This window comes from Verrucosispora sp. WMMC514, assembly GCF_027497295.1.
Taxonomy (GTDB): Bacteria; Actinomycetota; Actinomycetes; order Mycobacteriales; family Micromonosporaceae; genus Micromonospora; species Micromonospora palythoicola.
Genome location: NZ_CP114906.1, coordinates 3,428,636 through 3,451,274 on the forward strand (window position 1 = coordinate 3,428,636; position 22,639 = coordinate 3,451,274).

19 protein-coding genes are annotated in these 22,639 nt (G+C 70.4%); 15 read left to right on the plus strand and 4 right to left on the minus strand.

All coding sequences use genetic code 11. The features are described from left to right. Window positions 1–115: 115 nt before the first annotated feature. Complete coding sequence (locus O7597_RS16080) at window positions 116–1,198, minus strand: LacI family DNA-binding transcriptional regulator (RefSeq protein WP_281583169.1); 1,083 nt, start codon at window positions 1,196–1,198, stop codon at window positions 116–118. 329 nt (window positions 1,199–1,527) lie between these two features. On the opposite strand from O7597_RS16080, the gene O7597_RS16085 reads away from it, so the two are divergent. From O7597_RS16085 to O7597_RS16095, 3 genes are all read left to right on the plus strand, one after another. Beyond that, complete coding sequence (locus O7597_RS16085; protein WP_269739891.1) at window positions 1,528–2,832, plus strand: extracellular solute-binding protein; 1,305 nt, start codon at window positions 1,528–1,530, stop codon at window positions 2,830–2,832. A gap of 105 nt (window positions 2,833–2,937) precedes the next feature. Further along, a complete protein-coding gene (locus tag O7597_RS16090) occupies window positions 2,938–3,954 on the plus strand; it encodes a sugar ABC transporter permease (RefSeq protein WP_281583170.1) in 1,017 nt (338 codons plus the stop codon). Continuing rightward, the gene (locus O7597_RS16095; protein WP_348650298.1) at window positions 3,954–4,808 is read left to right on the plus strand and encodes a sugar ABC transporter permease; all 855 of its coding nucleotides are present in this window, start codon (window positions 3,954–3,956) and stop codon (window positions 4,806–4,808) included. The genes O7597_RS16090 and O7597_RS16095 overlap by 1 nt, the downstream gene beginning before the upstream one ends. 73 nt (window positions 4,809–4,881) lie before the next feature. Here O7597_RS16095 and O7597_RS16100 read toward each other — a convergent pair whose 3' ends face one another. Then, window positions 4,882–5,478: a TetR/AcrR family transcriptional regulator gene (locus O7597_RS16100; protein WP_269739889.1), complete on the minus strand. Its 597-nt coding sequence runs from the start codon at window positions 5,476–5,478 to the stop codon at window positions 4,882–4,884. 102 nt (window positions 5,479–5,580) lie between these two features. Here O7597_RS16100 and O7597_RS16105 point away from each other — a divergent pair, with 102 nt between their 5' ends. The 9 genes from O7597_RS16105 to O7597_RS16145 all read left to right on the plus strand — a co-directional run bounded on the left by O7597_RS16105 (window position 5,581) and on the right by O7597_RS16145 (window position 15,829). Beyond that, a complete protein-coding gene (locus tag O7597_RS16105) occupies window positions 5,581–6,552 on the plus strand; it encodes a hypothetical protein (protein ID WP_269739888.1) in 972 nt (323 codons plus the stop codon). A gap of 18 nt (window positions 6,553–6,570) precedes the next feature. Next, window positions 6,571–6,912: a hypothetical protein gene (locus O7597_RS16110; protein WP_269739887.1), complete on the plus strand. Its 342-nt coding sequence runs from the start codon at window positions 6,571–6,573 to the stop codon at window positions 6,910–6,912. A gap of 278 nt (window positions 6,913–7,190) precedes the next feature. Beyond that, complete coding sequence (locus O7597_RS16115; RefSeq protein WP_269742649.1) at window positions 7,191–8,255, plus strand: BMP family ABC transporter substrate-binding protein; 1,065 nt, start codon at window positions 7,191–7,193, stop codon at window positions 8,253–8,255. A gap of 252 nt (window positions 8,256–8,507) precedes the next feature. Further along, window positions 8,508–10,160, plus strand: coding sequence for an ABC transporter ATP-binding protein (locus O7597_RS16120; RefSeq protein WP_348650807.1), 1,653 nt, complete (start codon window positions 8,508–8,510; stop codon window positions 10,158–10,160). A 61-nt stretch (window positions 10,161–10,221) separates the two neighbouring features. Next, a complete protein-coding gene (locus O7597_RS16125) occupies window positions 10,222–11,547 on the plus strand; it encodes an ABC transporter permease (protein ID WP_269739886.1) in 1,326 nt (441 codons plus the stop codon). Window positions 11,548–11,550: 3 nt separating this feature from the next. Next, on the plus strand, window positions 11,551–12,831 hold the full coding sequence (locus O7597_RS16130) for an ABC transporter permease (RefSeq protein ID WP_269739885.1): 1,281 nt from the start codon (window positions 11,551–11,553) through the stop codon (window positions 12,829–12,831). Between the two features lie 15 nt (window positions 12,832–12,846). After that, entirely contained in the window at window positions 12,847–13,551 is a 705-nt protein-coding gene (locus tag O7597_RS16135) for a cytidine deaminase (RefSeq protein WP_281580041.1), read from the plus strand. 210 nt (window positions 13,552–13,761) lie between these two features. Beyond that, window positions 13,762–15,042 (plus strand): thymidine phosphorylase, encoded by a 1,281-nt coding sequence (locus O7597_RS16140; RefSeq protein WP_269739883.1) that lies wholly within the window; start codon window positions 13,762–13,764, stop codon window positions 15,040–15,042. A 106-nt stretch (window positions 15,043–15,148) separates the two neighbouring features. After that, window positions 15,149–15,829 carry a DUF4272 domain-containing protein gene (locus tag O7597_RS16145; RefSeq protein WP_269739882.1) on the plus strand — a complete coding sequence of 227 codons (681 nt, stop codon included), beginning with the start codon at window positions 15,149–15,151 and terminating at the stop codon, window positions 15,827–15,829. Here the strand turns inward: O7597_RS16145 and O7597_RS16150 are convergent. After that, a complete protein-coding gene (locus O7597_RS16150; RefSeq protein WP_269739881.1) occupies window positions 15,826–16,698 on the minus strand; it encodes a putative RNA methyltransferase in 873 nt (290 codons plus the stop codon). The two genes, O7597_RS16145 and O7597_RS16150, sit on opposite strands and share 4 nt — an antisense overlap. Before the next feature lie 143 nt (window positions 16,699–16,841). Here O7597_RS16150 and O7597_RS16155 point away from each other — a divergent pair, with 143 nt between their 5' ends. Then, entirely contained in the window at window positions 16,842–17,921 is a 1,080-nt protein-coding gene (locus O7597_RS16155) for an adenosine deaminase (RefSeq protein ID WP_281580042.1), read from the plus strand. An 18-nt stretch (window positions 17,922–17,939) separates the two neighbouring features. Here the strand turns inward: O7597_RS16155 and O7597_RS16160 are convergent, their stop codons facing one another. Next, window positions 17,940–18,284, minus strand: coding sequence for a hypothetical protein (locus tag O7597_RS16160; protein WP_269739879.1), 345 nt, complete (start codon window positions 18,282–18,284; stop codon window positions 17,940–17,942). 460 nt (window positions 18,285–18,744) lie between these two features. On the opposite strand from O7597_RS16160, the gene O7597_RS16165 reads away from it, so the two are divergent. Next, the gene (locus tag O7597_RS16165; protein WP_281580043.1) at window positions 18,745–22,224 is read left to right on the plus strand and encodes a nitrate- and nitrite sensing domain-containing protein; all 3,480 of its coding nucleotides are present in this window, start codon (window positions 18,745–18,747) and stop codon (window positions 22,222–22,224) included. Beyond that, on the plus strand, window positions 22,221–22,625 hold the full coding sequence (locus O7597_RS16170) for a roadblock/LC7 domain-containing protein (protein WP_013731521.1): 405 nt from the start codon (window positions 22,221–22,223) through the stop codon (window positions 22,623–22,625). The genes O7597_RS16165 and O7597_RS16170 overlap by 4 nt, the downstream gene beginning before the upstream one ends. The last annotated feature ends 14 nt before the right edge of the window (window positions 22,626–22,639 follow it).

The window sequence follows — 22,639 nt, forward strand, 5'->3', positions numbered from 1 at the left end:
TGGGGACGCACGGGTGTCTGAGCAGAATGCCGCGCCGACTCTGCAAGAGTCAAGCATTTCTTGCGCAAGAAGGGCTGGTCGCACCTCGGGCGCGAGCTACGTCACGCCGGACCGCTCACGCCGGAACCGCGAGCGCGGAGGGCGCCGGTCGCTGCCGCGGGCCGCTCGGTGCGGACGTGTCGTCCTGCCGGGCCACGGCGGTCGACCCGCGCACCACCAACTCCGGCCGGAACAGGTACTCCGAGTGCGGGGCGCCGTGTCCGTTGATCTCGTCGACCAGTGCCCGGACCGCCGCGACCGCCATCGCGGCCACCGGTTGGCGCATGGTGGTGAGCGGCGGATCGGTGAAGGCCATCAGCGGCGAGTCGTCGTAGCCGACCACCGAAAGGTCCTCCGGTACGGACATGCCCCGCTGCCGGGCGGCCCGGATGGCGCCGAGCGCCATCAGGTCCGAGCCGCAGACGATCCCGGTGGCGCCGCGCTCGATCAGCCGGCCCGCCGCCGCCTCGCCGCCCTCGACGCCGAACAGCGACAGCTCGGTCAGCTCGGCCAGCTCGCCGGCGTCGACGCCGGCGAGGCGCTCCATCGCCGCCTTGTAGCCACCGACCTTGCGCTGCACCGGCACGAAGCGGTCCGGGCCGGTGATCAGGCCGATCCGCCGGTGACCCAGGGCCACCAGGTGGGCCACGGCCAGCTCGGCGGCCTCCCGGTCGTCACAGGAGACGAAGGGCGCCGGGATGCCCGGCGCGTATCCGTTGATCATCACGATCGGCAACGGGCGGGCGAGCAGGGTGCGGTACCGGTCGTGGTCGGCGGCGGTGTCGGCGTGCAGGCCGGAGACGAAGACGATGCCGGAGACCTGCCGGTCCAGCAGCATCTCGACGTACTCGTCCTCGCGTACGCCGCCGGGGGTCTGGGTGCACAGCACCGGGGTGTAGCCGGTGGGAGCCAGGGCCGACTCGATGATCTGGGCGAACGCCGGGAAGATCGGATTGTCCAGCTCCGGGACCACCAGGCCGACCAGTCCGGCGCTGCGCTTGCGCAGCCGCGCGGGGCGCTCGTACCCGAGCACGTCGAGAGCGGTCAGGACGGCCTGCCGAGTCTCGGGTGCCACGCCGGGGCGGTCGTTGAGCACCCGCGACACCGTGGCCTCGCTGACGTCGGCCTGCTGGGCGATGTCGGACAGGCGAGCGCGCATGGCGGCACTGTAGCTCACCGCCAAGTTCTTGCGCATTAGCCGGCAAGAACTTGCAGAATCGAGCAGCGGTCGTCGGGAGCGTTCCCACGACGCCTGGCCGGAGCCGACCTCGTCGGAACGATGAGTGGTCCTGAGATGGGCGTACGGTGACGTTGGTTAGGAGTTCGGTCACCCCAGGCGAGGGCAAAACGCCCAGATAGCACGACTTGTCGACGGTCGACGTTGCGGATGGAGCACGGTTGTTGCGGGGGTGTTCGCAAGGGGTTTCTAGTTTCGAAAGTTCTTGCTACTGTCCCCGCCGTTACCCGGCAGGCAATTTAGGAGCGAACATGCGCCGCACAGCCAGGGGGATCGCCGTACTCGCCGCTGCCACTCTCGCCCTTTCCGTCGCCGCGTGCGGCGGGGAGGACGACCAGGCGGCCGAGGAGCAGCCGGCGGTCGACCCCGCTTCCCTCACCGCAGAACTGACCTGGTGGGACACGTCGGATCCGAAGAACGAGGGTCCGGCGTTCCAGGAGCTGATCGCCAAGTTCAACCAGACCTACCCGAACGTCAAGGTCAACTACCAGTCGGTTCCGTTCGGTGAGGCGCAGAACAAGTTCAAGACCGCCGCACAGGCGAATTCCGGCGCACCGGACATCCTGCGGGCCGAGGTCGCCTGGGTGCCCGAGTTCGCCTCGCTGGGCTACCTGTACGCGCTGGACGGCTCCGAGCTGCTCGCCGACGAGTCGGACTTCCTGGAGACGCCGCTCGCGTCCAACAAGTTCGACGGCAAGACCTACGGCGTTCCCCAGGTCACCGACAGCCTCGCGTTGATGTACAACAAGGAGTTGCTGAGCGAGGCCGGCATCAGCGCGCCCCCGAAGACCTGGGCCGAGCTGAAGACCGCGGCGCAGACCGTCCAGGAGAAGACCGACGCCGAGGGCGTCTACATCAACCCGGCCGGCTACTTCCTGCTGCCCTTCATGTACGGCGAGGGCGGCGATCTGGTCGACACCGCGAGCAAGAAGATCGTCATCGACTCGGAGCAGAACGCGGCCGGGCTGGCGATCGCCAAGGACCTGATCGACAGCGGTGCGGCGGTCAAGCCGTCCGCCAACGACGCCTACGGCACCATGATGACCCTCTTCAAGGAGAAGAAGGTCGCCATGATCATCAACGGTCCGTGGGAGGTCAACAACGTCCAGCAGGCGCCGGGCTTCGGCGGCCTGGAGAACCTGGGCATCGCACCGGTGCCGGGCGGCTCGGCGAAGGCCGGTGGCCCGGTCGGCGGCCACAACTACGTGATCTGGTCCGGCATGCCGCAGGAGAAGGTCGACGCCGCCGTCGCGTTCGTCAAGTTCATGAGCTCCGCCGAGTCGCAGGCGTTCCTGTCGGAGAAGCTTGGCCTGCTGCCGACCCGCACCTCGGCGTACGAACTCGACGCCGTCAAGAACAACCCCGTCGTCGCCGCGTTCCAGCCGGTCGTCGAGGCTGGCGTGGGTCGCCCGTGGATCCCCGAGGCCGGTCAGTTCTTCGGCCCGCTGGACCAGATGGCCACCGAGGTTCTGATCCAGAACAAGGACCCGAAGGCCGCGCTGGACACCGTCGCCAAGAAGTACAAGGCCGAGGTCGTCCCCTCCTACGAGAACTGACCTCACCGCCGGCGCTCAGCCGGTGACCTCTCGGCACCCGGCAGGGTCGCGTGACCGTCCCCGGTCGCGGGGCCCTGCCGGGCCTCCCATCATGGAGCGCAGCTGATGACCACCGTGACAGCCGAACCGGCGCCGCCTGCGACGCCGTCCGGCCGATCCGCTCGTCCGTCCCGGCTGCGCCGCAGCTGGGACAAGCACTGGTACGCCTGGGCGATGGTGCTGCCCGTCGTCATCGTCCTGGCAGTTCTGATCTTCTACCCGCTGTTCCGCGGGATCTGGCTCTCCTTCACCAACCTGAACGAGGCGAACCAGGTCGCCGAGATCTGCACCAAGTCGATCACCGGCAGTGAGGTCTGTGCCGAGAACCCCAACCGGTGGGAGTTCGTCGGCCTCGACAACTACGTCCGGGTGCTCACCGGTGAGGTCGGTGAGTTCTGGCAGTGGACCGGCACCACGCTGATCTGGACCTTCGTCTGTGTGGCCTTCCACTTCGGCCTCGGCCTCGGCCTGGCCACCATGCTCAACCGCCCGATGCGGTTCCGGAGCCTCTACCGGGTGCTGCTCGTACTGCCCTGGGCGGTGCCCGCCTTCGTCAGCGCGTTCGCCTGGAAGTTCATCTTCAACGAGCGCTTCGGCCTGGCCAACGCGCTGCTCTCCGCGGTCGGCATCGACCCGGTCTCGTGGTTCGCCGACCGGTGGACGGCGCTGCTCACCGCCATCGTCACCAACATCTGGCTCGGCGTGCCGTTCATGATGGTGGCGCTGCTCGGTGGCATGCAGACCATCCCGTCGGAGCTGTACGAGGCGGCCGAGATCGACGGTGCCTCCGCCTGGCAGCGGTTCAAGAACATCACCCTGCCCGGCCTGCGGCCGGTCAGCATGACGGTGATCCTGCTCGGCACCATCTGGACGTTCAACATGTTCCCGATCATCTTCCTGGTGACCGAGGGACAGCCGGCCGGGCAGAGCGAGATCCTGGTGACCGGTGCCTACCGGGCCGCCTTCGAGGGCATCCGCAACTACTCGCTGGCCTCGACCTACGGCGTACTGATCCTGTCCATCCTGCTGGTGTTCTCGGTGTTCTACCGCCGAGCGCTACGCAAGCAAGGCGAGGTGTGGTGATGAGTCGGGTGAAGCGGCCCGCGCGTAGCCGGCGCAGCCCGGCGCGGTCCGTCCTGCTGCACGGCACGCTGCTGGTGGCCTCGGTGATCGCGATCGGCCCGATCGTCTGGGTGCTGCTCTCTTCGCTGAAGCCCGGGTACGCGATCCAGAGCAGCGAGCTGACCCTGTTCCGGGACACCACGCTCGCCAACTACGCCTACGTGTTGACCGAGACGAACTTCCCCAGATGGTTCCTGAACTCGGTGATCGTCGCGGCCTTCACCATGGGTATCGGCATCTTCCTGTCGGCCACCACCGGGTACGCGGTGTCCCGGTTCAACTTCCCGGGCCGCCGGCCGCTGATGATGGTCTTCCTGGTCACCCAGATGTTCCCGGTGGCCATCCTGATCGTGCCGATCTACACGATCATGGCCCGGCTGGGGCTGATCAACACGATGCCCGCGCTGATCATCGCGTACCTGACCATCGCGGTGCCGTTCTGCGCCTGGATGTTGAAGGGCTACTTCGACTCCATCCCGACCTCCCTGGACGAGGCGGCGGCGCTGGACGGGTGCGGCCCGTTCGCCACCTTCTGGCGGGTGGTGCTGCCGCTGGCCCGCCCGGCCGTGGCGGTCACCGCCTTCTACACCTTCCTCACCGCGTGGGGCGAGGTGGCGTACGCGTCGGCGTTCATCCAGACCGACAACAAGTTCACCCTCGCGTACGGGCTGCAGCAGTTCGTGCCGCAGTTCAACCCGCAGTGGGAGTACCTGACCGCCGCTGCCGTGCTGGTCACCGTGCCGGCCGGGCTGGTCTTCTTCTTCGCCCAGAAGCATCTGGTCTCCGGCCTGACCGCCGGCGGCACGAAGGGCTGACCGGGCGGGGCGCGGGTGGGCGCTGTCAGCGGGTGGGCGTGTCGACCACGCCCACCCGCCCCGACGGTGGTGGTCAGCGCTGCCGGCCGAACAGGACGCGGACGCCGGAGAGATAGGTCGCCACGTCCGGGCCGCCGGTGATGATGCGTTGCAGGAACCAGCCCGGCAAGAGGCCGAACAGGGCAGCGGCCACGGCCGCCGGGTCGGCGTCGGCGGGCAGCTCGCCGGCTTCCTGGGCCCTGCTGGCCAGCACCTCGAAGTAACCGCGAAGTTTGGTGTACCTGCTCGCCGCGAACTCGCCAAGTGCCGGGTCCCGTTGCGCCTCTCCCCACACCTGGATCGCGATGCGCAGCACCCCCTCGTCGCCGGCCTGCTCCGCCATGTACGCCAGCGCGTACTCCAGCGCCTTGTCCAGGGGTAGCGGCGGATCCTGCCGGGCCAACTCGTCGAGGACCTGCTCGGCGCCGCCGATGGTCTCCTCGGCGATGGCGCTGATCAGGGACGCCTTGCTGGGGAAGTAACGGTAGACCGCGCCGACCGAGAGCCCTGCCTCGGCGATCACGTCCTGCATCGTCGTGCGGTGGAAACCCTCCCGCAGGAAGCAGCGGCGGGCCGCGTCGACGATCTGGCGGCGGCGGGCGGCGAGGTGTTCCTCCGAGACACGTGGCACGGGTTACATCGTAGAACGAGCGTTCGTTCTTGACAGGAGTCGATGAGCGAGCGGAGTCTGGCTTCATAAAAGAACGAGTGTTCGTTTTAGGAGAGTGGAGCCATGCCCACCCGGAACCGGTCACCCCTGCTGCTCGCCGTCCTCGTCGCCGCACTCGCGGTCATGGCGCAGGCGCTGCTCGTACCCCTGTTCGCGGCTCCGGCGGCGAACCTGGCCCCGCGCGACCTGCCGGTCGCCGTCGCCGGCCCGGCGCCGGCCGTGGCCGAGCTGGCCGGGCGGCTCGCGGCCGCGCGTCCCGGCGCCTTCTCGCTGACCACGCTTCCGGACGCGGCGGCGGCCGACCGGGCGCTACGGGACCGGGAGGTCTACGGCGCGTTCGTGATCGGAACCGACGGCCTCGCCCTGCACACCGCGTCGGCCGCCAGTCCCACGGTTGCCGCGCTGCTGACGGAGGCGGTCGGCCAGGTGGGTGAAGGGCGTCCGGTCACCGTGGTCGAGGTGGTGCCGACCACCACCGACGATCCCCGGGGTGCCGGGTTCGCCGCCGGCTTCCTGCCGCTGGCGATGACCAGCCTGCTCGCCGGTGCGCTGCTGGTCCTGCTGGTCGCCGGCGGCCTGGCACGGCTGGTCGGGCTGGTGGCGACCGGCCTGCTGGCGGGCCTGGTCGGCGTCACCGTCCTGCACGGCTGGCTGGGCGTCATCGCCGGGAACTGGCTCGCCGAGGGTGCCGCCATCGGCCTGTTCGCCCTGGCCGCGTCGGCCGTCGTGACCGGACTCGGTGCCCTCCTCGGGCGACCCGGCATCGGGCTGGGCGCGCTGCTGGTCTTCCTGCTCGGCAATCCGCTCTCCGCGGTCGGCGCCGCGCCGGAACTGCTGCCGCAGCCGTGGGGTGCGCTCGGCCAGTGGCTGCCGGTAGGTGCCGGTGGCACGCTGCTGCGCTCGGTGGCGTTCTTCGACGGCGCCGGCGCCGGTCGCCCGATTGCCGTGCTGGCCGGCTACTCGGTGGTCGGGCTGGCGCTGGTGCTGGTGGCCTCCCGGATGCACCGGGATGCCTCTACTACAAACGGTCGTTGATAGGGCAGGATGGGTCGGGTGGAAGCACTTCGACTCATCCTTCTCTACGTCCACCTGATCGGGTTCGCGCTGCTGCTCGGTGGCGCGATCGCCCAATACCTCACCGGCAAGATCCGGGTCAACGCCGCCATGCTGTGGGGTTCGGTGATCCAGCTACTCACCGGCATCGGCCTGAGCGCCCCGCTGCGTGACGGCGACGAGCCGGCACCCGCGAAGCTTGTGACGAAGCTGGTGCTCGCCCTGCTGATCTTCGTCATGGTCTTCTTCTCCCGCAAGCGGGACGAGGTCAACCGGGGGCACTTCCTCGCCATCGTGGGATTGACCCTGGTCAACGCCGCCGTGGCGGTCTTCTGGCGATAGTCGCAGCCGGCGGGTCGGCGCCGGGGAAAAGGGACTTTTTCGGCATGTGGGTGCCCGCCTGCCGGCACTGACGAGTGATGTCCCCCACCCGAGCATTACGTAGGGGTAACAGGGCTCCAACAGTCCTGCACGATTGTCGGTCGGCAGGTGGGCGCGGGCGTACGCTCTGCTCCCGTAACGTGGGACGCCGGCGGCAAGGCGCAGGCCGGCTCAAGGGCTGCCACCGCGTACCACGCGGTGTGCAATGGGAAGGAGACGTCTTGCGCTCGGTGCGTGGGATGCGGATCGCCTCGATCATCGCGGCGGGTGGGCTCGTACTGAGCGCCGCCGCCTGTGGCGAGGCTCCGGATGAGGACAACAACGCCGGCTCCGGCGGCGAGGCGTACAGCGCCTGTATGGTCACCGACGTCGGCGGCATCGACGACAAGTCGTTCAACGCCTCGGCCTGGCAGGGCCTGGAGAACGCCAAGGCGGAGAACGACAACATCGAGATCAAGTACGTCGCGTCCAAGGCCGAGGCGGACTACGAGCCGAACCTGACCCAGTACGTCAACCAGGACTGCGACTTCATCCTGGCCGTCGGTGGCCTGATGGGCGACGCGACCAAGAAGATCGCCGAGGCGAACCCGGACCAGCAGTTCGGCATCGTCGACGCCGACCCGGGTGTCGGCAACGTCTACCCGATGCAGTTCGACACCGCCCAGGCCGCCTTCCTCGCCGGCTACGTCGCCGCCGGCATGAGCGAGAGCGGCAAGGTGGGCACCTACGGCGGCCTGAAGATCCCGCCGGTGACCATCTTCATGGACGGCTACGCCGACGGGGTCGCCTACTACAACGAGGCCAAGGGCAAGGACGTCCAGGTCCTCGGGTGGAACAAGGAGACCCAGAACGGCTCCTTCACCAACGACTTCGTCAAGCAGGACGAGGGCAAGAAGGTCAGCGACGCGCTGGTCGCCCAGGGCGCGGACATCATCATGCCGGTGGCCGGCGGCGCCGGCCTCGGCACCACCGGCGCGGCCCAGGCCTCCGGCGGCAAGTACAACACCATCTGGGTGGACGTCGACGGCTGCGAGAGCACCCCGAACTGCCCGGCGATCATCACCACCGTGGTGAAGAACATCCCGGGCGCGGTCAAGGAAGCCGTACTCAAGGCCGCCGGTGGCGAGCAGCTCCAGGCGGACCCGGGCTTCATCGGCACCCTGGCCAACGACGGCGTCTCGCTGGCCCCGTACCACGAGTTCGACGACAAGGTCCCGGCCGAGCTCAAGGCCGAGGTCGAGAAGTTGAAGGCGGACATCGCCGCCGGCACCGTCAAGGTCGAGTCGGCCGCCCAGCCGAAGTGACCCGTCGCCGGCCGCCCCGGTGAGACGATCACCAGGAGCGGCCGGCGAGCAGAGCAAACCTGATCCGGCCGCTGCGGCGCGGGGGAGACCCGCCGTGCCGCAGCGGCCGGTCCGCGCCACCGGTCCGGCCGACGCCGCGCCCGCTCGCCAGCAGCTACGCTGCACCATCGCTTCGCACTCCAGGAGGTTGCGCTGAGACTCGAACTGCGCGGCATCACCAAGCGGTTCGGTGATCTGGTCGCCAACGACCACATCGACCTGACGGTGGAGCCTGGAGAGATCCACGCCCTGCTCGGCGAGAACGGCGCGGGCAAGTCGACCCTGATGAACGTGCTGTACGGGCTCTACCAGCCCGACGAGGGTGAGATCCTGGTCGACGGCAAGCCTCTGAAGCTGCGCGGCCCCTCCGACGCCATCGCCGCCGGCATCGGCATGGTGCACCAGCACTTCATGCTGGTGCCCGTCTTCAGCGTCACCGAGAACATCATGCTCGGCGCCGAGCAGGTGCGTGGCGGCATCGCCGGGTTCCTGGACCGGCGCCGCGCCCGGCGCGAGGTCGCCGAGGTCTCCGAGCGGTACAACCTGCGGGTCGACCCGGACGCGGTGATCGAGGATCTGCCGGTCGGCATCCAGCAGCGGGTGGAGATCGTCAAGGCGCTCACCCGCGACGTCGACCTGCTCATCCTGGACGAGCCCACCGCCGTGCTCACCCCACAGGAGACCGAGGAACTGCTGACGGTGATGCGGTCGCTCAAGGCCGCCGGCAAGTCGATCGTCTTCATCACCCACAAGCTCGGCGAGGTCAAGGCGATCGCCGACCGGATCACGGTGATCCGGCGTGGGAAGACCGTGGGCACCGCCTCGCCCGAGGCCAGCCGGGACGAGCTGGCCGCGCTGATGGTCGGCCGCACCGTCCGGCTCACCGTGGACAAGGCCCCGGCCACCCCGGGCGAGCCCGTCCTGGAACTCTCCGGCCTGATCGTCGACGACGACCGGCAGGTCCGTGCGGTGGACGGCGTCGACCTGACCGTACGCGCGGGCGAGGTGCTCGGTGTCGCGGGTGTGCAGGGCAACGGACAGACCGAACTGATCGAGGCGATCATGGGTCTGCGTCCGGTGCTCGCCGGCACGATCACCCTTGACGGGCAGCGGATCGACGGCTGGTCGACCAAGAAGGTGCTCCGGGCGGGCGTCGGCTACGTGCCGGAGGACCGCAGCGTCGACGGCCTGGTCAAGGAGTTCACCGTCGCGGAGAACCTGGTGCTGGACGTGTACGACCGGCCACCCTTCGGTCGGGGTCTGTCGCTGCGGCCGGACGAGATCGCCAGGGCCGCGCGGGAACGGATCGAGCAGTTCGACGTACGCACCTCCTCGGCGGAGGCGCCGGTCGGCACCCTTTCCGGCGGTAACCAACAGAAGGTGATCGTGGCGCGGGAACTGTCCCGACCGCTGAAGCTGTTCATCGCCGCCCAGCCCACCCGGGGGGTGGACGTCGGCTCGATCGAGTTCATCCACAGCCGGGTCGTCCACGAGCGCGACGCCGGTACCGCCGTGCTGGTGGTCTCCAGCGAACTCGACGAGGTGATCGGACTGGCCGACCGGATCGCGGTGATGTACCGCGGCCGGATCATCGGCGTGGTCGGCCCGGACACTGCCCGCGAGGAGATCGGCCTGCTGATGGCCGGCATCACCCCGGACGCCACGGGTGGCTCCCCCGACGTCGGATCCGGCACCGAGGCCGGACCGACGGCGACCGTCGATTCGGATCCGCCCGCCACCACCGACGCGGACGCGGTTTCCGGTACGGGCACTCCGGCGACCACCGATCGTGACGTCGCGGCCACCACCGACGGCGTGGCGCCGGCCGCCGAGGGGCCAGGCAGCGAAGACGAGAAGGACCGATGAGCGAGCGAACCATCTGGCACGGCGGCCCTGCGGCGGCACGGAGCGGAGCGGAGTTGCCGGCATGAGTGACCCCAACGCCCAGCCGGGTTCCCCGGACAAGGAACCGGCGAGTGAGGACCAGGCGGCGCGGACCGCGGTCGGCAACACCGAACGCGCCGAGGCGGCCACCACCCCCGGCGATTCCGGGCCGCGCCCCACGCTGGGGCGGCTGTTCCTGGAGAACCTCTGGGCCGCCAACACCTTCACCGTGACCCTGCTCTCGCTGGTCCTGGCGATGGTCGTGGGCGCCGTCCTGATGATCATCAGCGATCCGGAGGTGCTGGCCACCTACGGCTATATCACCGCCCGCCCGTCGGACGCGATGAACGCCAGCTGGACGCTGGTCAGTGAGGCGTACGCGAACCTGTTCAAGGGTTCGGTCTTCGATCCGGCCGCGACCACCGTCAACGCGGCGTTGAGCCCGATCTCGGAGACACTCACCTACACTGCACCGCTGGTCTTCACCGGTCTGTCGGTGGCGCTGGCCTTCCGTGGCGGCCTGTTCAACATCGGTGCGCAGGGGCAGGCGACGATGGGTGTCATCCTGGCCGCGCTGGCCGGCTTCCTGCTGCCGCTGCCGCCCGGGCTGCACCTGCTGGTCGCCGTCCTGGCCGGCGCGCTCGGCGGGGCGATCTGGGGCTTCATCCCGGGCATCCTGAAGGCGCGTACCGGTGCCCACGAGGTGATCAACACGATCATGCTCAACTACATCGCGGTCTACTTCCTCACCTGGCTGATCGTGCAGAACGGGGTGCAGGACCCGAGCCGCACCGACGCGATCAGCCGGCCGGTGGACGCCTCCGCCCAACTGCCTCGACTCTTCGGCGACGGGCTACGCGCCCACGCCGGCATCATCCTGGCCGTGCTGGCCACCTGGGCGGTCGCCTGGCTGCTCAACCGCTCCACGCTCGGCTTCGAGCTGCGGGCGGTGGGCGCCAACCCGGACGCCGCCCGTACCGCCGGTATCAGCGTCACCCGGACGTACGTCCTGGTCATGGTCTTCGCCGGGGCGTTGGCCGGGCTCGGCGGCTCGCAGATGGTGCTCGGCACCACCGCTGCGGCCCTGACCCCACTGGTGGTGGCCCAGATCGGCTTCGACGGCATCCTGGTCGCCCTGCTCGGCCGGGTGAAACCGTGGGGGGTGGCGCTGGCCGCGCTGCTGTTCGGTGCGTTGCAGGCCGGCGGCAACCGGATGCAGTCGTACTCGGGGATCTCACTGGAGTTGGTCACCGTGCTCCAGGCCCTGATCGTCATCTTCATCGCCGCGCCGGCACTGGTGAAGGCGATCTTCCAGCTCCGGGCCGCGCGCACCGCCCGGTTGCAGACGAGCCTCGCGAAGGGCTGGTGAGGCATGTCCACCACGGCTGTTCCCGACGTCGCGGTCGCGGCGGTCGACGAGGGCTTCTGGACCCGTAACCGCAAGGTCGGGCTGGTGCTGCTGACCCTCGGTCTGCTGGCCACCGTGCTGTTCGGTGCGCTCGCCACCGGCGAGCAGGCCCGCTTCACGCTCAGCGAGGACGCCGCAGGCGCCGCGCTGGAGGTCAACGGCACCGTCGGCGCGATCGTCTTCGGCCTGATCGCCCTCGCCGCCGGCGGCTCGATGCTCGCCGGCCTGCCGAAACGCTGGTTCGTGCCGGTGCTCGCCGTCGGCCTGGTCGCGTTCGTGCTGTCGTTCCTGTGCTGGCAGGTCTCCGCCGCGCCGACCGGGCAGAACTTCATGCCGCTGGTCAACATCGTGCGGGGCACCTTCCTGCTCGCCCTGCCGCTGATCTTCGGATCGCTGGCCGGTGTGCTGTGCGAGCGCTCCGGCGTGGTGAACGTCGCCATCGAGGGGCAACTGCTGATGGGCGCCTTCAGCGGCGCACTCTTCGGCAGCATCTCCGGCAGCGTCTGGGTGGGACTGCTCGCCGCCGCCGTCGGCGGCTCACTCATCTCGCTGCTGCTCGCCGTGTTCAGCATCCGCTACCTGGTCGACCAGGTGGTCATGGGCATCGTGCTGAACCTGCTGGCGGTCGGCATCACCGGCTTCCTCTACGAGCGGCTGATGCAGACCGACGCTGCCCGCTACAACAGCGCACCGCGCTTCAGCAACTGGGAGATCCCGCTGCTGTCGGACATCCCGCTGCTCGGGCCGGCGCTGTTCCGGGGCAACATCTTCCTCTATCTGGCGCTGCTCCTGGTGCTCGTGATCCACATCGCGCTCTTCCGGACCCGGTGGGGCCTGCGGACCCGGTCGGTCGGTGAGCACCCGACGGCGGCTGACACCCTGGGTGTGCGGGTGCTCGGCCTGCGCTACCGCAACGTGATCATGGCCGGCGCCGTCGCCGGCATCGGTGGCGCCTCCTACACACTGGCCCTCTTCTCGTTCACCAAGAACATGATCGGTGGCAAGGGCTTCATCGCCCTGGCGGCACTGATCTTCGGCCGGTGGAGCCCGACCGGTGCGCTGCTCGCCGCGCTCTTCTTCGGCTTCGCCGACCAGTTGGCCACCTACCTCGGCGCGATCAACAGTGTGATTCCGGGCCAGTTCCTGGCCATGCTGCCCTACCTCGCGACGATCCTGGCCGTGGCCGGGCTGGTCGGCCGGGTACGGGCACCGGCCGCCGACGGCAAGCCGTACATCAAGGGCTGACCCAGGGAGCGGACCATGGAAATCGACTGGGAGCGGCTGCGGGCCGCCGCGACCGAGGTGATGCGGCACGCGTACGTGCCGTACTCGAAGTTTCCGGTCGGTGCCGCGGCGCTCGTCGACGACGGCCGGGTCGTGGTCGGCTGCAACGTCGAGAACGCCGCGTACGGCGTGGTGCTCTGTGCCGAGTGCGGGGTGGTCTCCTCACTGCACGCCACGGGCGGCGGCCGGATCGTCGCGCTGTCCTGCGTCGACGCGACCGGCGAGCCACTGATGCCGTGCGGGCGCTGCCGGCAGTTGTTGTGGGAACAGGGCGGGCCGGAATGTCTCGTCGAGGCCAGCGGCGGGCCGCTGCGGATGGCCGAACTGCTGCCGCACGCCTTCGACGTGGCCGACATCGAGGCGGTCACCGGGGAGCGGCCGGTGCCGGTGGTACCTGACCGGCTGGCCGCCTGGCGCGGCCGGGGCACCGTCTTCGTGCACCCCGACCTCTCCGCCGGCCAGCAGGTCTGGACGGCGTACTGGGAACGCTCGGCCGGTGACGACGCGGGCGCCGAGACCGGGGTGCTGGAGGAGGGCCCGAGCTGGGACGACCCGGCGGAGGCGATCGGCTGGGGGCTGGCGCGTACGCCTCGAGTGGTGGTGGTCGACGCGTCCGGCACGATCTTCTGGGCCGGTGAGGGTGAGCCGCCTACGGAGATTCCGGTTCGGTGGTCTTCTTGATCTTTGGTTGCGGCCGGGGCCGGGGCCGACCGTACCCGGCTCCGGGCGGTCAGGCTTGATCCCTCCGCCGGGCACGGTCGGCCCCGGCCCGTGCGTGGTGCGGTCCGTGCGTCCATTGCTGCGGGTGTCGCCTCCACGTCGTGCGCTACGTGCGTCCGTTGCGATCGATGGGCGGCTTGCCGGCTGCGTGAATAGTGATTGGACTCAAAGGTGAGTGGTTTTGCGGCGGTTGACGTTATTCGGGTCAAGCGGGACGGGGGGGTGCTGTCGGACGGGCAGATCGACTGGGTGGTGGACGCGTACACCCGGGGGGTGGTGGCCGACGAGCAGATGTCGGCGCTGGCCATGGCGATTCTGCTGAACGGGATGACCGGCCCGGAGATCGCCCGGTGGACGGCCGCGATGATCGCCAGTGGCGAGCGGCTCGACCTCTCCTCGGTGGCGCGGCCGACCGTCGACAAGCACTCGACGGGTGGGGTCGGTGACAAGATCACTCTGCCGCTCACCCCGCTGGTGGCCGCCTGCGGAGCCGCGGTTCCCCAACTGTCCGGGCGCGGTCTCGGCCACACCGGCGGCACGCTGGACAAGCTGGAGTCGATCCCGGGCTGGCGGGCGGCGCTGAGCAACGAGGAGTTCACCGCCCAACTGCGGGACGTCGGCGCGGTGATCTGCGCGGCCGGCTCCGGGCTCGCTCCGGCCGACCGCAAGCTGTACGCGTTGCGTGACGTGACCGGCACCGTCGAGGCCATCCCGCTGATCGCCAGCTCGATCATGAGCAAGAAGATCGCCGAGGGAACCGGGGCGTTGGTGCTCGACGTCAAGGTGGGCTCCGGTGCGTTCATGAAGTCGGTCGACGACGCCCGGGAGCTGGCCCGGACCATGGTGGAGCTGGGCGGCGCGCACGGTGTGCGGACCGTCGCCCTGCTCACCGACATGTCCACCCCGCTCGGCCGGGCGATCGGCAACGGCATCGAGGTGACCGAGTCGGTGGAGGTGCTCTCCGGTGGCGGGCCGGCCGACGTGGTGGAACTGACCCTGGCGCTGGCCCGGGAGATGCTCGACGCGGCCGGGCTGCCCGATGCCGACCCGGCCGCCGCGCTTCGCGACGGGCGGGCGATGGACGTCTGGCGGTCGATGATCCGGGCGCAGGGCGGTGACCCGGACGCACCGATGCCCGAGGCGACCGAGGTCGAGGTGGTCCGCGCCGACACGGACGGTCACGTCGCTGCGGTCGACGCGTACGCCATCGGGGTGGCCGCCTGGCGGCTGGGTGCGGGTCGGGCGCGCAAGGAGGACCCGGTGAGCGTGCCGGCCGGGGTGCTGCTGCACAAGCGCCCCGGCGACCCGGTGCGGGCCGGTGACCCCCTCTACGAGCTGCGGGCCGAGCGGTCGGAGCTGATCCCGGCGGCGCTGGCGGAGGCCGCGCGGGCGGTGACCGTCGCCGCTCGACCACCGGCCGCGACGCCGTTGGTGATCGAACGCGTCGAGTGACGAAACCCGGGCCCCGGCCATGGTGTCGGAGCGTGAGGACCGCTATTGTCGCAGGCCAGGGGGGACCGTCGGCGCCGAGACGTCGTTATCAGACAGGGATGTTGCCGTGATCGTGCCTGCCCCCGACCCCCGCGAGGTGCGTGAGGCGAGCCTGGAGGAACTGGCCCGGTTGCGGCTGCCGTTGCCGCCGCCGCAGTTTCCGTTGGTCTGGGAACCGGGCGATGACATCGAGCTACGGCCGACGGCGGAGATCGAGGCGCGGATCGCGGTGCTGCACCTGATCCTGGCCCGGTGCTTCGGCATGCCACCGCAGGCAGCGATGAGCTGGCTGCTCGCCTCGCATCTGGTGGAGATGGTCACCCCGCCGGAGTTCCAGTTCGTCACCGGTGCCAAGGGCGACCACCGCTCCTTCGTGCTGCATCACGACGCCCTGTTCTCGCTGGCCTGGGTGCTCGGCCTGACCAAGCAGCTGGATCCCACCATGCCGGCCGACGACCGGTTGGTGGAGCGGCTGCCGCACATCGCCGAGGGGGAGACCTTCCGGCAGTGGCGGTCCCGGATCCTGGCCGCGCCGCAGCATCCGGCGGACGCGGCGGCCCTGCTCGACCTGCACTACTGCCTGGACTGGTCGTACCTGGAGGTGAGCCGCGCCGGCCGGAGCCTGCCCGGGTTGGTGGACGCCAACGCGATCGGTCAACGTCGGTGGGCGCTGGAGTGGGCGGTGATCCTGCGCGGGCCGTACCACGACGAGCCCCCCGGCTGGGAAGAGGTCGACCTCTCCACCTAGGCCGGACGGTACGTCCCCAGCCGCACCGCGACGGTCACCCGGACCGGCTCGCCGAGGGTGTCGATCCGGGCGGCCAGCCCCGCCGGGTCGGTGTGCCAGGCGCTCGGACCCATGCCGACCAGGGTGGTCACGTCCGTGCGGGACAGCGTCAGCTCCCGCCGGTGCACGGTCGTCGACTCCTCGGTGAAGTGCCCGGCCAGGCTGGCCGCCACCCGGTCCGCCTTGGCCGGGTCGACCCGGAGCAGATCGAGTGCGGCGACCAGTTCGGTGAGATGGTCGTCGGCCGGGGTCACCACCAGCAGCCGTCCGCCGGGGGCGATGACCCGGCGGAACTCGGCGCCGTTGCGGGGTGCGAAGACGTTCAGCAGCAGCGCCGTCGAGGCGTCCGCCAGCGGGAGTCGCTGCCAGGTGTCGGCCAGCGCGGCGGTGATCCGGGGGTGGGCGCGGGCGGCCCGGCGGAGCGCCGGTTTGGCGATGTCCAGCGCGAGACCGACGACCCCCGGCGCGGCGGTCAGCACCGCCGCCAGGTGCCGGCCGGTGCCCGCGCCCGCGTCCACCACCAGCGGGTACGCGCCGGCAACCGGGTCGGGGGCGGCGTCGGCGAGGCCAGCGTCGGCGGCGGTGGCGAGGGCGGCGGAGATGACGTCGTAGTGGCCGGTGGACAGGAATTCCGCCCGAGCGGCGACCATCTCGGCGGTGTCGCCGCTGTGTGGTGCCCGGCCGGTGAGCAGATTGACGTAGCCCTGCCGGGCGATGTCGAAGCTGTGCCGGCGCGGACAACGCAACGACCGGGATCCGCCGGCCACGGCCTCGGCGAGCGGGTCGTGGCAGACGGGACAGCGCAGCCGGGCCACGACGCGGGAATCCATCACGGCTGTCTCACGCGTCGAGTCTAGGGCGTACGTCGTGGCCGTCCCGGTGGCCGAGAGCCCCGACACACGCCCTGCGCGGGTCGCCGACCGGACGGGGCGACTAGGGTCGGGAGCATGGGTTGTGAGCGGGACGAGCGGCGATGAGCACGGTGGTCGGCTACGAGGACATCGTCCGGGCACCGAAGGCGTTGTTGCACGATCATCTGGACGGCGGCCTGCGTCCGGCGACGATCGTCGACCTGGCCGAGGAGATCGGACACGTTCTGCCCAGCACCGATCCGGCGGAGTTGGGGCGCTGGTTCGTGGCGGCGGCCGACTCGGGCTCCCTGGAGCGCTACCTGGAAACCTTCGCGCACACCGTCGCCGTGATGCAGACCGGTGCCGCACTGCGCCGGGTGGCTCGGGAGTGCGCCCTCGACCTGGCCGCCGACGGGGTGGTCTACGCCGAGGTGCGGTTCGCTCCGGAGCAGCACCTGGAGCAGAACCTGACCCTCGACGAGGTGGTCGAGGCGGTGCTGGCCGGTTTCGTGGAGGGCAGCGCGCTCGCCGCCGAGGCCGGCACGCCGATCCGGGTGGGCACGCTGCTCACCGCGATGCGGCACGCGGCTCGTTCGCAGGAGATCGCCGAGCTGGCCGTACGGCACCGCGACCACGGTGTGGTGGGCTTCGACATCGCCGGTGCCGAGGCGGGCTTCCCGCCCACCCGCCACCTGGACGCCTTCGAGTACCTCCAGCGGGAGAACTTCCACTTCACCATCCACGCCGGTGAGGCGTTCGGGCTGCCCTCCATCTGGCAGGCGATCCAGTGGTGTGGCGCCGACCGCCTCGGCCACGGGGTCCGCATCGTCGACGATGTCACCCCCGGCCCGCGGCCCCAGCTCGGCCGGCTGGCCGCCTACGTGCGGGACAAGCGGATCCCGCTGGAGCTGTGCCCGTCGTCGAACGTGCAGACCGGTGCCGCCGCGTCCATCGCGGAGCATCCGATCGGGCTGCTGCGGGATCTGCGTTTCCGGGTGACCGTCAACACCGACAACCGGTTGATGAGCGGCACCTCGATGTCCCGGGAGATGGCGCTGCTCGTGGACGCGTTCGGCTACGGCTGGCGCGAGCTCCAGTGGTTCACGATCAACGCGATGAAGTCGGCCTTCATCCCCTTCGACGAGCGGCTACGGATCATCGACGAGGTGATCAAGCCGGCGTACGCGAAGTTGCTGGGCTGAGCGGACGTCCGGGCCGGGTCAGCCGGTCCGCGGCGGATGGCCGGCGGCGAGCAGACCCGCCACCCGGCGCAGCACGTCCCGACCCCGGGCGGCCTCCGCACCGAGCCCGGTCTGCCGACGCAGGACGGCCGGCTCGGCGCGTAGCAGTGCCAGGCCGCGCAGCAGCAGGACCCGGGGGCCCTTGCGCTGCTCGGCGAGATCCCGGGCCAGCCGACGGAGGAAGGTCGCGCTGCGCGGCCGGCGCAGGGCGTACGCCCCGGCGAGGAGCCCGCGTCGCCGGCACTCCCCGACGATCTCGGCGGCGAAGATCCCTTCGGCCACGAAAAGTGGCGAACTGGTCAGCTCGAAGCGCCGAGTGGCCACCCGTCGATCCTCATTGATGGCGTATACCGGCACGTCCGCCCGACCGTGCCGGACCAATTGGTCAATAACCTCCACCGCTGCCTCGGCGTCCCACGAATCGGGCGACTCCCAATCGATCTGACCGTTCCGTCTCGGTAACGTTGGGTCATCGCCGTCCTTGTAGAAATCGTCCAAACAGAGCACTGGCAGCCCGGTTTGTTGCGCTATATACGACTTTCCGGAGCCGGAAGGGCCGGCCAGGAGGACGACTCGGTGCGGACTGCTCATTACTTCTAGTAACTCCGAACAGACGGAACGCGATCAAATTGCATCAACATCTCATCACACCTCCGGCTGGGGCCAACCTGGGCTTTCTCTTTCCGTGGCGGCGTGATGGAATCTCGGATGGTCCGACCCGCCGGGTCGGCTGCTGGGCGTTGTCCGGGGGCAACGCGGACGCTGCAATCACGAGGGCGGTGACGTGAGCAAACGGCCGAAGACGGCAGGTTCTCTCCTGTCGCGTCTACGCCGGCCCGCAGGTCGGCTCCGCGACATGCCGATCTGGTCCAAGCTCGGTCTCATCATGATCGTGCCGACCATCGCCACGGTCGTCGTGGGTACCAGCGGTCTGGTCGACCACTTGGACGCGCTCAACGACGCGAACCGCGCCGGCGACCTGGCCGAACTCATCAGCCACTCCGGTGAGCTGGTGGACGGCCTGCAGGACGAGCGGACCGCGGCCGTGCTGCTGCTGGGTCTGGATCCGCAGCGGAGCACCGCGGCGCAGAAGGAGGCGGCGGCCACCCGCTACAACGAGGTCGCGGCGCGGGTCGACCAGGACAAGGCGCCCTACTCCCGGCAGCGGTCCGACCTCACCGACCTGCCGGTCAGCCTGAACGGGCTGCTCGGCCAGATCGACGACGGGCTCGGTGACCTGCCGGGTGCTCGCAGCCAGGTGCTGAACGGCAAGTTCCGGATCACCGACGCGCTCCAGTCCTACGACGAGCTGATCAACCAGCTGCTCACCATTCGTGACTCGGCCAGTCAGCTGGCCGGTGACAACGACCTGAGCGACCGGATGCGGGCCGCCGCCGCGGTCGCCCGGGAGAAGGAGTGGCTCTCCGTCCGCCGGGTGGTCGTGCACCGCGCGCTGATCGCGGGCGGCATGAGCTCGACCCTGCGCACCGACTACATCTCCAGCGAGACCGGTCAGCAGCAGGCGCAGCAGAGCTTCGACGCGGTGGCCACCGAGGCGGAGGCCGAGTTCCACGCCCAGACCATCGGCGGTGGCGACCGCCGGCAGGCGACGATCTACATCAGCCAGGTCAACGCCGACAACTCGCAGAACCTCGCCGGCATCTCGTTCACCCCTCAGCAGTGGGACGAGGCGCTGGTCGCCAACGGCAAGCTGATCCGCTCGGTCGAGTCGAAGTTCGACTCCGACGTGGTGGAGCAGGCCGGTGAGCTGCGTTCCGAGGTGCAGCGCACGGTCTTCCTGGAGACCGGCCTGCTGCTCACGATGCTGCTGCTGGCCATCTTCCTGGCCTTCCTGGTAGCCCGGTCGATGGCCCGTTCGCTGCGTGAGCTGCGTCAGGGCGCGCTCTCCATCGCCCAGTACGGGCTGCCCCAGGCCGTGGCCCGGTTGCGTGACCCGCAGGTCACCGGGCAGCTCTCGCCGGTACAGCTGGCCAACCAGATCGCCGAACCGCTGCCGGTGCGCAGCAAGGACGAGTTCGGCCAGGTGACCGAGGCGTTCAACGCGGTCCACCTGGAGGCGGTCCGGACCGCTGCCGAGCAGGCCGCGCTGCGCTCGTCGGTCGCGACGATGTTCGTCAACCTGGCCCGTCGGTCGCAGATCCTGGTCGACCGGCTGATCGGCCACCTCGACCGGTTGGAGCGTGGCGAGGAGGACCCGGACCGGCTGGCGGAGCTGTTCCAGCTGGACCACCTCGCCACCCGGATGCGCCGCAACGACGAGAACCTGCTGGTCCTCGCCGGCGCCGACTCGACCCGTGTGCAGCGCGAACCGGCCGCCCTGATCGACGTGCTGCGGGCCGCCCAGTCCGAGGTCGAGCACTACACCCGGATCGAGTTCGGGGTGATCGACCGGGACATCGAGGTCGCCGCGCACGCGGTGAACGATCTCGTCCACCTCGTCGCCGAGCTGTTCGACAACGCGACCGCGTTCTCGCCGCCGGACTCCCAGGTGCTGGTGGAGGCTCGCCGGGTCGGTGACCGTGCCTCGCTGTACGTCGAGGACCGGGGCATCGGCATCAGCGGCGAGCAGTTGGCCGAACTGAACGAACGGCTGGCCACACCACCGCAGGTGGACGTCGCCGTCTCCCGGATGATGGGTCTGGTCGTGGTCGCCCGCCTGGCCTCCCGGCACGGCGTCAAGGTCGAGCTGCGCCCGGGCAGCGACCGGGGCACCGTCGCCGAGGTCACGCTGCCGCCGACCGTGCTGGTCCCCCGGGCCCTGTCCGGCCGCGGGCAGCAGCAGCCCGCCGCGCTGCCGGCCGCTGCCGGCCCCTCGTCCGGACCGGCCCCGGCGTTCGGTGCGCTGGCGGCGCTCGGCAACGGCGCGCACCCGCCGGTCCCGCCCGCCGCGCGTACGCCCGGCAGCTCGGGTAACCAGGTGACCCTTGGCGGTCGGCCCTTCGATCCGGCCAGCCGCAACGGCTCCGGAACGCCGACCACCGTGGGCGGCGGCAACCTGCCCGCCTGGTCGGACCTGACCGGTGCCAGCGGCACCGGCGGCAACGGCAACGGCGGCAACGGCAACGGCAACGGCTTCGCCCCGCTCACCTCGAACGGTCATCCGATCGACCCGCTGCCGCAGCGTCGGTCCACCGACGAGCCGGGTGGTCAGCCGCCGTCCATCCCGCGCCAGCTGCCGAGCAGCCCCGAGGCAGGGCCGTACGCTCCGCCGGTGCCCCCGGTGTCGTCGCCCCCGGTCTCCGGTACGCCGTACTCGGCCCCGCCGGTCTCGGCGGCCCCGGTCTCCGGTCACCCCGTGTCGGCCTCGCCGGTCTCCGGCTCACCCGTGTCGACTCCGCCCGGCAACCCGCTGCCGCAGCGGCCGGTCTCGGCGGCACCCGGCGCCGGCACGTCCTCGGCGCCTCCGGCGTGGCCGCCGGTGGCCGGGGAGTCGGCCGCCCCGCCCGTGCCCGAGCGGCTGGCCGCCGCCCTGGACATGACCACCGAACTGCCTCGGGTGCAGCGCCAGACGCCGGCTGCGCGTCCCGCCCCCACGCAGAACCAGCCGACCACGCCGACGCCGCCGCAGGCCCAGAACCGGCAGCGGTACGCCGACGAGACGATGGAACTGCCGATCTTCCGGGAGCTGGAGTCGGCGTGGTTCCGTACCCGCCGGCCGGGTCCGGAGGAGTCGGCGGGCGCGCGTCAGTCGGCCACGGCCGGCGCGACGACCCAGCAGCTCTCCACGGTCGACGTCGTCAATCGGCCAGCCCAGCAGACCCAGACCGGGACGACAGGTAACGCACCGATGGCACAGACTCCGACGGGGGCGGGCGCGTCCGGCGGGAACGGCGCGGCAGCGGGTGGCGGGCCTCGGTCCGGCGCTGCCGACAGCGCGCCCGCGCACCGCCCGACACCGCAGGAGAACATCTGGCGGACCGCTGCCGACGACGGCTGGCGGGCGGCCACCGCCGCCAGCCAGGCGCCACCGGCTGGCACCACCGAGACCGGGCTGCCGAAGCGTACGCCGATGGCACAGCTCGTACCGGGCGCGGTGGAGAAGCCCACCACCTCGGTGCAGCGCCGTAACCCGGAATCGGTACGCGGTCTGCTCTCCGCCTACCACCGGGGTGTCCAACGGGGACGCAGTCACCCCTCGGACAGCAACCCGACCGGCCCGGACGGAACTCCGGGCGGGCAGCAATCCTCGGAGTCTGGCTCTGGCCCGGTGGCCGGGAGCGGGCAGAAGGAGCAAGAAGGATGACTAGTACGCAGGATCTCGGTTGGCTGCTTGCCAACTTCGCCGATCGGGTGCCCGGTGTCGCGCATGCGGTCGCCGTCTCCGCGGACGGCCTGCTCCTGGCGTCGTCCCGAGACCTTCCGCGGGACCGGGCGGACCAGCTGGCGGCGATCGCCTCCGGCCTGGTCAGCCTGACCCAGGGTGCGGCCCGTTGCTTCGAGGGAGGCGCCGTGCTGCAGACCGTGGTCGAGATGGACAATGGCTTCCTGTTCCTGATGTCGATTTCCGACGGCTCGTCGTTCGCGGTGCTCGCCGCGCGTAGTTGCGACGTGGGACAGGTTGGTTACGAGATGGCCCTGCTCGTCGACCGGGTGGGCGACGCCCTGACCCCACAGCCGCGTACGGCTGTGGGGATGATGGGCTGATCGTCGCGCCGGCC